We start from the raw sequence: 15,283 nt of genomic DNA on the forward strand, positions 1-15,283 counted from the left end.
CGATTTCCCGAGCTTGATGGCCGCGAACAGCACGAGGACAAACGCTAGCAGTTCAGTCCAAGTAACCATAAGCCACCTCCCTTCAGAAGAGAAGCAGCCCACTGCCTAACCCCATGTCGATTATATCATAAGTTGTCGTACATTTGTACGTTATTCTTTGAATCCTTTGTCTTTCTGGTGGCAGGCGGGGTTGTCGGCGGCGGTGGTGGCGAGCTCGTCGCAGCGCTCGTTCTCGGGATGCCCCGCGTGGCCCTTCACCCAAACGAACTTCACGGTGTGGGGCTCTTTGGCAGCGAGCAGCCGCTTCCACAGATCGACGTTCTTCACGGGCTGCTTTTGCGAGTTCTTCCAGCCTCGCTTGAGCCAGCCGGCCACCCAGTTTTGGTTGAAGGCGTTCACGAGGTACTGCGAATCCGAGTACACCGTCACCGTGCAGGGGCGCTTTAAGGCCTCCAGGCCCACGATGCAGCCGAGCAGCTCCATGCGGTTGTTGGTGGTACAGGAAAAGCCGGCCGAGAGCTCCTTCTCGTGCACCGCGCCCGAGGGCGCCGTGTAGCGCAGAATGGTGCCATAGCCGCCCGGCCCGGGGTTGCCCCGGGACGAGCCGTCGGAGTAAAGGGTCACTTCCATGGGAGCTCCTTGGTGCTCGGATGAGGCCGCCACGTGTCCCGCAGCGGCGAAGTCGTTGAAGGAAAAGCCAGCTTGCACGGTCATGGGCTACAGCTCCGCTTCCGTGCGCTCGCCCAGGTCGATGAGTTCCTGGCGGGTGTGCACACCGCACTTGGCGTAGATGCGGCGCAGGTGGGTGTCCACGGTGTTCTTCGAGATGAAGAACTCGCCAGCGATGCGCTCGGCGGTGCGGCCGCGCAGGGCGAGCGGCAAGATCTCGGCCTCGCGCTTCGAGAGCTTGGCCGTGCGCGCGATGAGATCGCAGGCCTCCTCGAAACGGTCGCTCTGGGCGATGACCACCGAGAGCGCTGCCATGTCGCGATCGGTGAACAGGAACAGGTACGCGTACAGCACCGCCACGCCGGCCAGGGCCACGAGCGCCGCCGACACGTCGAAGGCGCCGGGGAGCGCCCCGAGCACGCCGCCGACGAGCACGCCGGTGATCTCGCCCGCGAACAACGCGGCGAAGCCCCGGGCGAAGGAGCGCGCCGCGTCCCCGCCGCCGATGCGGCCCATGATGAGGAACAGCGAGACGAGCACCGAGAACACCCCGAGGTAGCCGGCGAGCACCACGGCCACGCCAGAGACGCCCACGCTCTCAAGCAGCGGCACGGCGACAAAGCCGCCCACCATGAGCAGGATGGCGAGCCGGTAGGCGCCCCCGAGCGGCCCCACTTCCTGATCGGGCCCCGTGGGCAGCACGGCGCGCACGCCCACCGAGAGCGGACGGCCCCCGTAGAGCTGCAGTGCGGCGGCGCAGTACAGCACGAAGAGCACAAAGGTGACGGAAAGCGATGACGCAGCTCCCCCATCAGCGCTGGTGGCAAGGGCCTCCACGGCGCCGGTGGCCAAGCCGTAGACCACCGTGCCGGCGATAATGCGCCCGGAGAGCTTAGCGGCCTCCTCGGTTGGATCGTCGGCAGCCGCGGACTCGGCGTCGCGGCCATCAGGCTCGCCGAGCGCACGCAGGGCCCAAGCACTTCCCACGGGCAGCACGTACAGTAGGATATAGGCGCCCTCCACGGGAATGGCGACGACGAAGAAGCACACCGCCGCCCCAAGGGCGCTCCCAATGAACACCTCGGGCACGGACTGGTCGATGGAAGTCTCCCCCAGCACCCGGCCCCACCGGCATAGAAGGAGCGCGAGCGGAACGCCGGCGGCCAGCCCCTCCATGGCGGCAAGCGCGAGCCACGGAATGCCGGGCACAAGGCTATGCAGCGCAACGATGAGGTACAGCGCTCCCACCAACGGCAGCGCGTAGCAGCGCGCGAGGCCCTCGGCCGCGGCCATCAGATGCCGACGCGGACGCTCGCGGGTCATGAGCGCGAAGGTGGCGGCCATGACGAGGAGCACGCAGAGCAGGTCGGCCCGATCGATGAGGAACCCGTGCTGGCTGCTCTCGTTATAGGAGCCCAAATACAGCATGGCGAAGAGAAAGGCCTGGTTGCAGCCGAAACCGAGGATGGCATAGCGCGCTTGGCGCAAACGCGAAAGCGTCATCGTCGCCATGGCCTCCCCTTTCTTGCTCGCATTAACAATGAGGTATTCTATCGCAACGAAGCGAATCGGCTCCCGCCGACGGAAACATCCGACGAAATGAACCGCCTATGGCAACATGAAGAGAAGCGGCGCTGACCATATCGGGCAGCTGCCGCTTCTCTTGGGAGGGAGGGTTGAAACGAACCCCGCACCCGAAGGCGCAGGGACGGTTCACGAATGTTATTCGGCCTTCTTGCGAACGACCTTCTTGACCACCTTGGTCTCGGACTCGCCGGCGGTGGCGTAGGCGACCTCGGGCTCGTCTTCAACGATCTCGACGATCTCCTCGACTTCCTCATCCTTGTCCTTGTCGAAGGCCATGCCCTCGCGCAGGCTCTTCACGGTCTTGCCAAGAGAGGCGCCGAGTTTGGGGAGGTTCTTCGGTCCGAAGATGAGCAGCACGACGACGAGGATGATAACGAGCTCAGGCACGCCCAGTCCGAGAATCTTCATGAGATGGTCTCCTTCTTTGCTTCGAAGCCGGCTGGTTCCAACCTTGCGCCGCGCTTCACGGTTTCTTGCGTTTTGACGCCGCCCACTATGCCTCCTTCCAAGCCTCCTGCCTATCACGCAGACCCGTGATTTTGTCACGCGGCGAAGAAATTTTCCTATCACACCTTTGCGTGACAAAGCTCGTTTTCGCTGGTCAGAAGCTTACGCAAAAAAGGGCTGACCAAGGGTCAGCCCCTACGGAACAACTATGGGAGATTTTTCCTACTCGTGAATCCAGCTGAACATGCCGCGGATGCGCTCGCCGGTCTTCTCGATCTCGTGGGTGTTGATGGCCTCGCGCTGCTCGAGGAGCCACGCGTGCCCGTTCTTGCAATCGGCGACGAATTCCTCGGCGAAAGTGCCGTCCTGGATGCGGGCCAAAATCTCGCGCATGGCCTCGCGGCTCTGCTCGTTGATGACCTTCGGTCCCGCGTAGTACTCGCCGTACTCGGCGGTGTTGGAGATGGAGTAGTTCATGAAGTGGATGCCGCTCTCGTACATGAGGTCGACGATCATCTTCATCTCGTGGTAGCACTCGAAGTACGCGAGCTCCGGCGGATAGCCCGCCTCGACCAGCGTTTCGAAGCCGGCCTTCACGAGCTCCACCAGACCGCCGCAGAGCACGGCCTGCTCGCCGAAGAGGTCCTCCTCAGTCTCTTGGGCGAAGGTGGCCTTGATGACGCCGGCGCGCGCCCCGCCCACGCCCCAGGCATAGGACAGCGCAATATCCCAGGCGTCTCCCGTGGCGTCCTGGGCCACGCAGATGAGGTCGGGCACGCCGGAGCCCTCGGTGTACTGGCGGCGCACGATGTGGCCGGGGCCCTTCGGCGCGCACATGATGACGTTCACGTCCTCAGGCGGGGTGATGTAGCCGTAATGGATGTTGAAGCCGTGGGCGAAGGCGAGGGTGTCACCGGCCTTCAAGTGCGGGGCGATGGAGGTCTCGTACACCTCGGGCTGCAGCTCGTCGGGCACGAGCACCATGATGAGGTCGGCCTCCTCGGCGGCCGTGGCCATGTCGGTCACGCGCAGGCCGGCCTCCTCGGCGGCCTCGATGGAGCGCGAGCCCTCGCGCAGGCCCACGCGCACGTCGCAGCCGGAGTCCTTGAGGTTCAGCGCATGCGCATGGCCCTGGGAGCCGTAGCCGATGATGGCGATCTTCTTGTCCTTGATGATATCGGGGTTGCAGTCCTGCTCGTAGTAGATGGTGACGGCCATGAATGAGATTCCTTTCTCTTGTTGCCTTTTCTATTTCCTAATCTCGCGAGCTGCGGGAGAGGGCTACTTTGCCGGTGCGGACGGTTTCCTTGATGCCGTAGGCGCGCAGCAGGTCTTCCAGGCCACGAAGCTTCGCGTCGTCGCCGGTGGCCTCGATGGTGAGCGAGCTTTTGCCCACGTCGACGATCTTCGCGCGGAAGATGTTGGCGATCTCGATGATCTCGCTGCGGCGCTCGGGCGCGGCGTTCACCTTGAACAGCACTAGTTCGCGCTCGATGGCGCCCTCGTCGGTGAGATCGGTGATCTTGTGCACGCTGATGAGCTTGTGCAACTGCTTGGTGATCTGCTCGTAGGCCACGTCGTCGGCGAGCACGATGGCGGTGACCCGCGACATGGTGGGGTCTTCGGTGGGGCCCACGGACAGCGACTCGATGTTGAAGCCGCGCCGGGAGATGAGCCCCGTCACGCGGGACAGCACGCCGGGACGGTTCTCCACCAGGACAGACAGAACGTGCTTCATCGCGCGCCTCCCTTCTCTTCGGAAAATGCCGGCATCTCGGCATCGGCCTCGCGGAAGAGCGTCTTCCAGTCTTCGGGGCGCACGTCCACGGTGGAGCCGTCCTGGCCCAAACGGGCGCCGGTGTCCTCGGGATCTATCTCCCAGCGGCCGCCGAACTGGGCGTCCAGCTTGGCGCAGGGGGAGGTGGCGGCCGGCGCGGCAGCTGCGGCCGCCCGGGCCCGGGGGGAGCCCGGGGCAGCGGGCACGTCGGTGCGCACGGCGCCCACGGCCACATCGATCGCCCCCATGACGTTGTCGAGGGCAGCACCGGGCGCCACCATGGGATAGACGTTCTGCTCGGGGGAAATGGCCACATCCAAGAGATAGGGCCCCTCCGCAGCCAGCATGCGCCCGATAGCGGCGGCCACCTCGCCGGGTGCCTCCACGCGCTCGCCCTCCCAGCCGTAGGCCTCTGCCAGCTTCACGAAGTCGGGCACGGGCTCAAGCAGCGTCTGGGAATAGCGCTTGTCGTAGAACAGCTTCTGCCACTGGTGCACCATGCCGAGGCAGCGGTTGTCCAGGATCATCACCTTCACGGGCACGCCGTTGATGGCGGCCGTGGCCATTTCCTGGGAGTTCATCTGGAACGACCCGTCGCCGGCGATGCAGACCACCGTGGCATCGGGGTTCGCCACGGCCGCTCCGATGGCGGCCGGGAAGCCGAAGCCCATGGTACCGAGCCCCCCTGAGGAGAGGAAGGTGCGCGGGAACTCCCGGGGCAGGAACTGGTGCGCCCACATCTGATGCTGGCCCACCTCGGTGGTGACGATGGAGGCCGCCGGATCCAGTTGGCGTCCCAGCTCGGCGATGACGAGCTCGGGGACGATCTCATCGGTCTGCTCGTTCTCGGCCATGTTCGGGTGGTAGAAGGGGTAGCGGGCGCGCCATGCGCCGATGTCGGCGATCCACTGCTCGTCGCGCGGGACGGCGCCGTCCTTCTCGAGCACCTCGAGCATGCCGGCGAGCACCCCCTTCAAATCGCCCACGATGGGCACGTCGGCATCGCGGATCTTGCCGATCTCCGCCGGGTCGATGTCGATGTGCACGATCTTCGCGTTGGGGGCGAACTCGGTGACGCGCCCGGTGACGCGGTCGGAAAAGCGCGCACCGGCGGCGATGATGAGGTCGGCCTCGGTCATGGCCATGTTCGAGTACTTCGCCCCGTGCATGCCCACGGGCCCCAGGTTCAGAGGATGGCTCGCGGGCACACCCCCCTTGCCCATGAGGGTGACGACGGCGGGGATCTGCATCTTGTCCATGAGAGCCACGAGCTCTCCGGTGGCCTCCGACGCGATGACGCCGCCGCCGACGTAGAGCAGGGGCTGCACGGCCTCTTCCAAAAGGCGACAGGCGGCGCGGATCTGCTTGGCGTTGCCGCGGTAGGTGGGCTTGTAAGAGGGCAGATTCACCGCGTCCGGGTACTGAAACACCATAGTCTCGCCGGCCACATCGCTCGGGATGTCGATGAGCACGGGACCGGGGCGCCCTGTGACGGCGATGTGGAAGGCCTCGCGGATGGTGCGGGTGAGCTCTTCGGTGGATTGCAGCAGGTAGGAGTGCTTGACCACCGGCATCGTGATGCCCACAATGTCGGATTCCTGGAAGGAGTCGGTGCCGATGACCCCCCGCCCCACCTGGCCGGTGATGATGACGAGGGGCACGGAGTCCATGTAGGCCGTGGCGATGCCGGTCACGGTGTTCGTGGCGCCGGGCCCCGAGGTGACGATGGCCACGCCGGCGCGCCCGGTGGAGCGGGCGTAGCCGTCGGCCATGTGGACGGCCCCCTGCTCGTGGCGGGCGAGCACGTGGGTGATCTGGTCGGAATCGTACAGCGCGTCGTAGAGCTTGATGGCCTGGCCGCCCGGGTAGCCGAACACCGTCGTGACCCCCTCGGCCTCGAGGCTCGCGATGACGGCCTCGGCGCCGAGCATGGCGCGGCCCTGCTTGGCCGTGCGGGATCCCGCGCCCCGGGGCGCCCCCTGGGTGGCGGCGTTGCGCCGGGCCTGGGGCGCGGACTTGCCCTCGGCCGCCGTCGCGCCGGCCGCTGCCTTCGTGTCGTTGATGTCGCTCACAGGATGATCGCCCCCTTGTCGGCGGAAGTTACCAGTTTCGCGTACTTGGCCAGCACGCCCGCATCGTGCTTGGGCGCCGGGGGCTCCCACGCCGCGCGCCGGCGCGCGAGCTCCTCGTCGCTCACGTTCAGCGTCAGCGCGCCGCCCTCGATGTCCACCGTGATGGAATCGCCCTCGCAGATAAGAGCGATGGGGCCGCCGGCCGCCGCCTCGGGGCTCACGTGGCCCACGGCCGGCCCTTTGGTGGCGCCGGAGAAGCGCCCGTCGGTGATGAGGGCCACCGAGGTGGAAAGCCCCATGCCGCAGATGGCCGAGGTGGGCGAGAGCATCTCGCGCATGCCCGGGCCTCCCGCCGGTCCCTCGTAGCGGATGACCACCACGTCTCCCGGGACGATCGCGCCGGCGCCGATGGCCGCACAGGCCGCCTCCTCCGAATCGAACACGCGGGCCGGGCCGGTGTGCCGCAGCATGGACGGATCCACCGCCGCTTTCTTCACCACCGAGCCGTCAGGCGCCAGGTTGCCGTAGAGCACCTTGAGGGCGCCCACCCCGGAATAGGGGTTCTCGCCCGTACGGCACACCTCGCCGTCGGCCGGCGGGCAGCAGCTCTCCAGGTACTCGGGCAGAGGCCCCATGCAGGTGAGGGCGCTCTCGTCGAGCAGGCCCAGACGCCCCAGCTCCCCCATGACCGCCGGCACCCCGCCGACGCGGTACAGGTCGATGAGCGGGCGCGGGCCGGAGGGCGCGAGCTTCACCAAGTGCGGCGTGCGGGCACTGGCCGCATCCCAGTCGGCCATGGTGATGGGGCACCCCGCCGCGTTCGCGATGGCCGTTAGGTGCAGCACCGTGTTGGTGGAGCCGCCGAAGGCCATGTCGCATTCCATAGCGTTGTGCACGGCAGCGGCGTTCAAAATGTCCTTGATGCGCACGTTGTCGCGGAGCAGTTCTATCACCTTCATGCCGGCGCGCTTGGCCAGACGGATGCGCTCGGAGTAGACGGCCGGCACGGTGCCGTTGCCCGGAAGGGCGATCCCCAAGGCCTCGCACAGGCAGTTCATCGAGTTCGCCGTGAACATGCCCGAGCAGCTGCCGCAGGTGGGACAAGCCGTGTCCTCGAAGTAGGCGAGCTCCTCTTCGGTCATGGTGCCGGCCGCCACCTTCCCCGCTCCGTCGAAGAGCGTGTTCAGATCAGTGGAGCCCTCCCCGTCCGGGCCCGTGCCGGGAAGCATGGGGCCGCCGGAGACGAATACGGTGGGCAGGTTCGCCCGCAGCGCCCCCAGGATCATGCCGGGGACGATCTTGTCGCAGTTCGGGATGCACACCAGGCCATCGAAGGCGTGGCCCATGGCAGCGCATTCCACGGAATCGGCGATGACCTCGCGGGAGACGAGCGAGTAGCGCATGCCCGCATGGTTCATGGCGATGCCGTCGCACACGCCGATGGTGGAAATCTCGAAAGGGACGCCGCCGGCCATATAGATGCCGGCCTTCACGGCCTCGGCGATCTTGTCCAGATGGGTGTGCCCGGGGATGATGTCGTTGCGCGAGCCCAGCACCGCGATGAAGGGGCGATCCATCTCCTCGTCGGTGATGCCGTCCGCCTTCAAGAGGCTGCGGTGCGGCGCGCGCGCCACCCCTCGCTTGATCTGGTCGCTTCTCAACTCCATAGGCCTCGCTTCCTCTCGCGTTCCAACGCCAAAAACACAAAAACCCGCTGCAAGATGCACCGGGCCGGAAAACGAGACGCCCGCGCGGTAACACGCGCAGGGAGGCTCTACGACAGATAACGGTGTCGCCGGTCCGACGCTACTTGCCCCTTTCGGCCCGGCGGTAAGCCTGGCAGTCGAAAGGTCGTTCGCACCGAACTGCTCGGAGGTGGCTTTTCGGGTCGCCCACCGCCTGCTCGCACCAACCGTAGGCTCTCTTCAGATGGGTTCGCCCCTACTTTTCCTCGTCAACGCATTTCATCGGTATTAACTTGGCTCGGGAGTTTAGCACTCTCGCGGGCATTCGCAAGGCTTTTCGCTCATATTTTTTTCGGGAATCTGACGAAACGGGCACGAGCGGTGACAAATGGGCCGCGCCGCCGTGACGTTTGACGAGCCGTCATCCCCGCCGATCGCCCCTTCCGTAAACTGGTCGGGAAAGGGAACTGTCTATTCAGGAGAGGATACGGCCATGAGCACTGCCACTGTCCATCGTCGCAAGGTATCGGCAACCGGAGCCACTCCTGCGGGCAGCTCCGAGGCAAAGCCGAAGCCCCGCTCCCCTCACCCCTGCCGTCCCTCCGTTGCCGGCGGCTCCCGGGGCGTCACGCGGCCGCAAAGCACCGATCAAGCGACCGGCACGGTGCGCGCCGCCTCGCTGCATCCGCGCGCTGCCGCCGCGAGCAACTTCGTTCCCGACCCCGTCACCCTCGAGCTGACCGACCGCGCCGAGCATCCGATGCTCACGCCGTCATGGCACGCCTTCCGCGCCTATGCCTCGAACCATCCGCAGCTTTCCGAGCTGAAGGCCCAGGGGTTCGTTCCCATGATGCGGGCCCACCAAGGGCTGCGTCTGGCGATTTTCGCGGTGGCCGCGGCCTTGGTGCTGCTCCTTGTGGCGCTTTTGGCCTATTGGTGGCTGCTGCCGGCGCCGGCGGCGGCCGGCTCGCCCTACGCCACCGCTGATGCGGGCGCCGCCCAGAGCACGGCCGTGGACCGGTGGGAGCAGGGCGTAGTGCCCTCGCTATACCAAAGCGACACCTCTTGGGCCGATGTGCCCTACGGCCAGGCCACGCTCGCCTCCACCGGCGCGGCGCCGGTGTCCCTGGCCATGGCTTATGTGGCGGCGACCGGCGACACCACCTACACTCCCGTCGAGTTCGCGCAATGGGCCACCGACCATGATCTCACGGCCGCCGGCGTCGACACCATCGGCGCCTTCCTGCAGCAAGCGGGCTCCGCCTTCGGGCTCGCCGTCGAGCCCATGGCCGTCGACGACCGGACGCTGCGCCACGCAATCGTCTCGAACGTGCCCGTGCTCGTCGTCACACAGCCCGGCACCTTCGCGCCCGCTGCCTCGGTGGTGGTGCTCGACGACATCGACAAGGACTCCCGCATCGTGCTGCACGACCCGACAAGCGCAAGCCGTTCTGCCAAGGGATGGGCCTTCGGCGACATCACCGGCGCCGCCGCCCTCGCCTTCACGGTGCATGAGGCCTAAAAAAGACGGGCGCACCGCAGATCTTCGCAACGATTCCAACCGTTTGGGTGTTTTCGCCGCTTCCGAAGAACAGTAATATGTGGGGCTGACCTTTGGAATTCGTCGCGAGGAGACCCCATGAACTACCGCCAAGTCACCGTACATCCCGAGTCGCGCATCGCCCCCAACGCCACGCTGGTAGGCCAGGTGGAAGTGGCCAAGGACGCCACGATCCTGTTCAACGCCACCCTGCGCGGCGAGTACGGCAGCCGCATCGTCGTGGGCGAGGGCTCCAACGTGCAGGAGAACAGCTGCCTGCACCTCGATTTCAACCAGGACTGCATCGTGGGCCGCGGCGTGACCATCGGGCACGGGGCCGTGGTGCACGGCTGCACGCTCGGCGACAACGTGCTCGTGGGTATGGGGGCCGTCGTCATGAACGGGGCCGTCATCGGCGCGAACTCGCTGGTGGCCGCGGGCGCTCTGGTGACCGAGGGTACGCAGGTGCCGGAGGGGTCGCTCGTGGTGGGCGTGCCGGCGAAGGTGCGCCGCCAGCTCACCCTGGAGGAGATCGAGGGCAACCGCGAGGCGGCCCGGGGCTATGCCGCCATCGGACGCGACTTGGCCGAACAGGGCATCCTCTACTGGGGCGCCGACATTCCCGCCGACGCGCGCACCATCGCGCTCGCGCAGGACTAGCGGGCAGATCCTCCGAGCCGCATCAGCCCAGAACTGTTTCCAAGGAAGAGCACTTTTCTCATTTTGGACAAAATACGCTCCGAGTGAACCGCAGCATCGAACTTTACCCGGTTTCTATGCTTTCACAAGCCTCGTTTTCAAAGAGTCGTTAACGTAATTCATAAATTATGGCCACCCTGCGAATGTCCTTCCGCTGACGGGAGCTCATTCGGAGCATCATTTGTCCAAAACGAGCAAAAGTGCTTTCGAGCGACCAACTACATTGCTTGCAGAATTCCTTCGAGGAGCCGGCAGAAGTCGGCTTCTCTTGTTTGGGCCACCTCGTGAACCTCCTCGTCGGAGGGGCTCGCGCCCTCAACGCCGCAGGCCATGTTGCTCACGAGCGAGATGCCGAGCACGCGCATCCCCACATGCCGCGCGGCGATGACCTCCTCGCACACGGACATGGCCACGGTATCGGCGCCCCACGCGCGGAACATCCGGATTTCCGCGGGCGTCTCGAAGGACGGGCCGAGCAGGCCCAGGTAGACGCCCTCCTGCACGGGGATGGCCAACGCCTCGGCGGTCTGCCGGGCCAGCTGGCCCAGAGACGGATCGTAAGCGTTCAGCATGCTGAAGAAGCGCGGGGCCATGGCGTCGGGCTCGGTGCCCGTGACGGGGTTGCGGCCCGTGAAGTTCAGCTGGTCGGTCATGATGCAGAAGTCGCCGACACGAAAGGACTCGTTGATGGCGCCGGCGGCGTTGGTGGTGACAAGCGTTGCCGCCCCGAGCCGGGCCATGAGCCACACGGGGAAGGCGACCTCTTGAGCGGTATAGCCCTCGTAGCCGTGAAGGCGCCCCTGCATGGCGAGCACGCTCTTGCCGCCCAGCTCGCCGGCCACGAAGCGCCCCACGTGCCCGTTGGCCGTGGATACGCCCATACCGGGCACCTCACCGAAGGGGATGAAGATCGGGTCGGCGATGCGCTCAGCCAGAGAACCGAGCCCCGACCCCAAAATGAGACCGACTTCCGGCCGGAATGCGCCGAGGCGCTCTCCCATCATCGCCTGGGCTGCATCCAACGTCTCTCTCAGGTTTTCCAAGGCCATGAGCGTTGTCCTTCCTAGCGTCTCGCCACAAGCACGCGGGGGCGACCGGCGAGGTCGTCCACGATGCGGCAGTCGGAAAATCCGGCGGCCTCGGCCACGGCGCGGGCCGCATCCATATGGCCCTCGTGCAGCTCGCAGGCGAGCACGCCGCCGGGCTTCAGGGCCCGGGCGGCCCAGGCGGCCAGAGGCCTGAACAGGTCGAGCCCGTCGGCGCCCCCGTCCAGAGCGAGCGTCGGCTCGAAGTCGGCCACCTCGCGCGGGATGCCGGCCATGACGGCGGTGGGCACGTAGGGCGGGTTGGAAACCACGGCGTCGAAGGTGCCCATGCGCTTCTCGCCGATGCCGGATCCGAGCGAGCACTGCAGCACGGCCACACGATCGGCGAGCCCCAGAGCCTCGGCGTTTTCCTCGGCGAGCGCCACCGCCTCCGGCGCGATATCCGTGGCGATGACCCGCACATCCGGGTGCTCGTAGGCCAGCGAGCAGGCGATGCAGCCGGATCCCGTGCACAGGTCGGCCACAAGAAGGCTTTTGCGAGTCTCATCCATGCCTGCAGACGAGGGGCGACCAAAGTCGCCCCCTGCGGCGACATCTTCCTCGGTCTCGTTCGATTCGGTATTTTCCGAAGGGGAAACGGATTCCCCCGCCTCTACCAGGGCCTTCTTCACGGCGGCGACGGCCTCGCGCTCCTGCTCGGCGGCCTCGGGATTCCACGCCACGTCGCGGGGGCAGGGCGCCGGTAGAGCCGCCAGCACTTCGCTCACAAGCACCTCAGTCTCGGGCCGCGGAATGAGCACGCCGGGCCGCACTTTCACCGTGATGTGCCGGAAGGCCACCTCCCCGGTGATGTACTGCAACGGCTCCCCGGACCCGCGCCGCCGCACATAGTCGCGCAGCACCCCACGCTCGTCCTCCGAGAGCGGCCGATCGTAGTTCATATAAAGCTGAACCCGAGATAGACCCGTTGCCTCCCCCAGAAGCCACTGCGAAGAAAGAAGGGGATTCTCATCCCCTTTTCCTTCGAGGTATTCAGTTGTCCAATCGAGGGCAGATTTGACAGTCCATTCGCTCATTAGACGGCAGCCTCGAGTTTCTGCGCGCGGTCGGCCGCCTGCAGAGCCGTGATCACATCCCCCAGGTTGTCGCCCAGAAGCACCCCGTTGTAGGTGGAGTTGAAGCCGATGCGGTGGTCGGTCACGCGGTCCTGGGGCCCGTTGTAAGTGCGGATCTTCTCGGAGCGGTCGCCGGAGCCGATCTGCGCCAGGCGCTCGGCGCCCTCGGCGGCCTGCTGCTCGGCGAGCATCTTCTCGTAGAGGCGGGCGCGCAGCACGGCCATGGCCGCGATCTTGTTCTGCAGCTGCGACTTCTGGTCCTGGGACTGCACCACGAGACCCGTGGGCAGGTGCGTGATGCGCACGGCGGAGTCGGTCGTGTTCACGCACTGGCCGCCCGGGCCGCCAGCGCGGTACACGTCGATGCGCAGGTCGCCCTCGTTGATCTCCACTTCCACCTCGTCGGCCTCCGGCAGCACGGCCACGGTGGCCGTGGAGGTGTGGATGCGCCCCTGGGACTCGGTCTTGGGCACGCGCTGGACGCGGTGCACGCCGGACTCGAACTTCATGACCGAGTACACATGATCGCCCTTCACCTTGAACTGAATCTCCTTGAAGCCGCCGGCCTCGGAGGGCGAGGCGTCCATGGTCTCGGTCTTCCAGCCCTGGGCCGCGGCGAAGCGCTCGTACATCTTGTAGAGGTCGCCGGCAAAAATGGCGGCCTCGTCGCCGCCGGCCGCCGCGCGGATCTCCACGATGATGTCCTTCTCGTCGGCCGGGTCGGCCGGGATGAGCATGAACTTGATGTCCTCCTCCAGCTGGGGCAGCTTGGCCTCGATGGAGGCGATCTCCTCCTGGGCGAACTCCTTCATGTCGGCGTCGGAGAGCATCTCCTTAGCCGCCTCCAAGTCGTCCATGGCGGCGACGTACTCGGCCGCCTTCTTGGCGAGCGGACCTTGGGAGGCGTACTCCTTGGCCAGGCGGTTGTACTCCTTCTGATCGGCGAGCACTGCCGGATCGCCCATCTTGGCCTGCAGCTCGTCATAGGCTTCCATGATCTTCTGGAGCTTCTCTTTCATATCAGTTTCCTGCATGGGTGCTTCCTTTGCGTGAAACGGTGTGGGTTAGTAAGCGCCCTCAAGGCGCAACTTTGCATTGTAGCAGAAGGGGCAAGTGCCGAGGGTGCCATCTACCTAATGGCCGTCGTCTTCGGAATCTGGAACGTTGCAGACGCCCCCGGGGCAGCGCTCGGTGAGGTCAAAGGTGTCGGCATGGCGCGCGCCCGCTGCGGCCAGGCGCGCCTTCAGCTGGCGGTGCAGCTCGCGCTCGCGACGGCGGTGCTCTGCCAGAATATGGGCCACGGCCCGGGGCTGCTCGCGGATCTCATGCAGCGCCTCGCCCAGATCGGCATTGACCGAATGGGCCATGACGGAGGCGAGCGGCGGCATGAGGAACACCGTGACGCCGCCGGCGGCCACGAGCACGGAGGCGGTCTGCTGGCTCATGGCCTCGGCGGAGACAGCCACACTGGTGACGGCCACGATGATGGGAAGCGCCGTCGTGCAGTAGAAGGCGATGGTGAGCCGCTCGCGCACGTCCATGGTGCGCGACTCGCGTCCCGTGGAGAGGCCCACGAAGATGGGCAGCGCGCGCACGAACAGCAGAAGGAGGATGAACAGCCCCAAAAGCTCCGGCTCGGCTCCGATGGCCCGCACGTCCACCTTCGCCCCGGACACCACGAAGAACAGCGGCACGAGGAAACCGTAGGCGATGGCGTTGTGCTTCATCTCCATGGTCTGGTCGCCCTCAGGAATGAGATAGCGCAGGATGAAGCCGGCGGCGAAGGCACCGAGCACGATATCCAAATCGAAGACGGCAGAAACAGCCGTCAGGCCGATGAGCAGCAGATTCACCGAACGGATGACCATCTGCGTGTTGGTGTTGGCATTGGCGACGATGAACCGGTGCACGTAGCCGCCGATGCGCTCGGCGATCTTCGGCACAGCGGCGGCCGCCACGGCGATGGCGAGGAAGGCGAGGAGGATGACCACCGTCTGCCAGGTGGCCCGGGTCGAGAGCAGAAGCGCCATGGCGATGATGGGAAGCAGCTCGCCCCAGGTGCCGTAGGCGATGATCTCGTTCCCCATCCGCGTGCCCAGAATGCCGCGCTCCTGCAGAATGGGCAGAAGCGTGCCCATGGCCGTGGTGGTGAGCGCAATGACCACGGCCAGGCCGTCCAGCTCGAAGGCCGACAGCGTCGGCCAAATGGCCACGACGACGAACGCGATGGCGAAGGTGACCGCCCAGGTGACGGCGCCGCGCTTCCCCTCCGTGCCGGTGAGGCTCTTCGGCGATATCTCGTAGCCGGCGAGAAGGAACAAAAAGGCGAGGCCCAAATCGGACAGCAGGTTGATGGCATCGGTAGACTGAATGGCGCCGAGCCCGTGAGGGCCGAGCAGCGCCCCAGCCAGAAGAAGGAGCACCGTCTCGGGAATCGGCTTGCCCGGAATGAGCCCGGCAATGATGGGACACGCAACGGACACCAGCGATATGAGGGCCAGCGAGACCAGATCGACCGCCATGACGCTTCCTTTCTCTCCCGATGCGCGAACCTGCGCAGCTCTCGAGTCACTATAGGCATTTTAGCGAATGTGGGCGTCATGCAGGGAGCGGCGATGACAGACTGTTGAAGACGTGAGCGATTCA

13 protein-coding genes are annotated in these 15,283 nt (G+C 66.0%); 2 read left to right on the forward strand and 11 right to left on the reverse strand.

Translation table 11 applies throughout. From position 1 onward, the window contains the following. Window positions 1–150: 150 nt before the first annotated feature. From rnhA to ilvD, 7 genes are all read right to left on the reverse strand, one after another. Complete coding sequence (rnhA, locus tag ACYVRU_RS00860) at window positions 151–630, reverse strand: ribonuclease HI (RefSeq protein ID WP_227069704.1); 480 nt, start codon at window positions 628–630, stop codon at window positions 151–153. A gap of 87 nt (window positions 631–717) precedes the next feature. Then, window positions 718–2,181 carry a helix-turn-helix transcriptional regulator gene (locus ACYVRU_RS00865; protein WP_461185600.1) on the reverse strand — a complete coding sequence of 488 codons (1,464 nt, stop codon included), beginning with the start codon at window positions 2,179–2,181 and terminating at the stop codon, window positions 718–720. A 210-nt stretch (window positions 2,182–2,391) separates the two neighbouring features. Further along, on the reverse strand, window positions 2,392–2,664 hold the full coding sequence (gene tatA, locus ACYVRU_RS00870; protein WP_173112839.1) for a twin-arginine translocase TatA/TatE family subunit: 273 nt from the start codon (window positions 2,662–2,664) through the stop codon (window positions 2,392–2,394). 261 nt (window positions 2,665–2,925) lie between these two features. Beyond that, window positions 2,926–3,921 (reverse strand): ketol-acid reductoisomerase, encoded by a 996-nt coding sequence (ilvC, locus tag ACYVRU_RS00875; RefSeq protein ID WP_227069547.1) that lies wholly within the window; start codon window positions 3,919–3,921, stop codon window positions 2,926–2,928. 37 nt (window positions 3,922–3,958) lie between these two features. Further along, complete coding sequence (ilvN, locus tag ACYVRU_RS00880; protein ID WP_227069548.1) at window positions 3,959–4,441, reverse strand: acetolactate synthase small subunit; 483 nt, start codon at window positions 4,439–4,441, stop codon at window positions 3,959–3,961. Further along, window positions 4,438–6,552: a biosynthetic-type acetolactate synthase large subunit gene (gene ilvB / locus ACYVRU_RS00885; RefSeq protein ID WP_227069549.1), complete on the reverse strand. Its 2,115-nt coding sequence runs from the start codon at window positions 6,550–6,552 to the stop codon at window positions 4,438–4,440. Before ilvB ends, ilvN begins: the two co-directional genes overlap by 4 nt. Continuing rightward, window positions 6,549–8,219 carry a dihydroxy-acid dehydratase gene (ilvD, locus tag ACYVRU_RS00890; RefSeq protein ID WP_461185601.1) on the reverse strand — a complete coding sequence of 557 codons (1,671 nt, stop codon included), beginning with the start codon at window positions 8,217–8,219 and terminating at the stop codon, window positions 6,549–6,551. The genes ilvB and ilvD overlap by 4 nt, the downstream gene beginning before the upstream one ends. Before the next feature lie 511 nt (window positions 8,220–8,730). Between ilvD and ACYVRU_RS00895 the strand changes: the two genes are divergently transcribed. Further along, entirely contained in the window at window positions 8,731–9,759 is a 1,029-nt protein-coding gene (locus tag ACYVRU_RS00895) for a hypothetical protein (RefSeq protein ID WP_461185602.1), read from the forward strand. Window positions 9,760–9,876: 117 nt separating this feature from the next. After that, window positions 9,877–10,437 carry a gamma carbonic anhydrase family protein gene (locus ACYVRU_RS00900; protein ID WP_461185603.1) on the forward strand — a complete coding sequence of 187 codons (561 nt, stop codon included), beginning with the start codon at window positions 9,877–9,879 and terminating at the stop codon, window positions 10,435–10,437. Window positions 10,438–10,694: 257 nt separating this feature from the next. On the opposite strand, the gene ACYVRU_RS00905 is transcribed toward ACYVRU_RS00900, so the two are convergent. The 4 genes from ACYVRU_RS00905 to ACYVRU_RS00920 all read right to left on the reverse strand — a co-directional run bounded on the left by ACYVRU_RS00905 (window position 10,695) and on the right by ACYVRU_RS00920 (window position 15,159). Then, window positions 10,695–11,525, reverse strand: a complete 831-nt coding sequence (locus ACYVRU_RS00905) for a purine-nucleoside phosphorylase (RefSeq protein ID WP_461185604.1) — start codon at window positions 11,523–11,525, stop codon at window positions 10,695–10,697. A gap of 14 nt (window positions 11,526–11,539) precedes the next feature. Beyond that, window positions 11,540–12,598: a N5-glutamine methyltransferase family protein gene (locus tag ACYVRU_RS00910; protein ID WP_461185605.1), complete on the reverse strand. Its 1,059-nt coding sequence runs from the start codon at window positions 12,596–12,598 to the stop codon at window positions 11,540–11,542. Continuing rightward, window positions 12,598–13,671, reverse strand: coding sequence for a peptide chain release factor 1 (gene prfA / locus ACYVRU_RS00915; RefSeq protein ID WP_461185606.1), 1,074 nt, complete (start codon window positions 13,669–13,671; stop codon window positions 12,598–12,600). Before prfA ends, ACYVRU_RS00910 begins: the two co-directional genes overlap by 1 nt. A gap of 99 nt (window positions 13,672–13,770) precedes the next feature. After that, entirely contained in the window at window positions 13,771–15,159 is a 1,389-nt protein-coding gene (locus ACYVRU_RS00920; RefSeq protein ID WP_461185607.1) for a cation:proton antiporter, read from the reverse strand. Window positions 15,160–15,283: the final 124 nt, after the last annotated feature.

It is taken from the genome of Adlercreutzia sp. CNCM I-6216 (genome assembly GCF_977113345.1).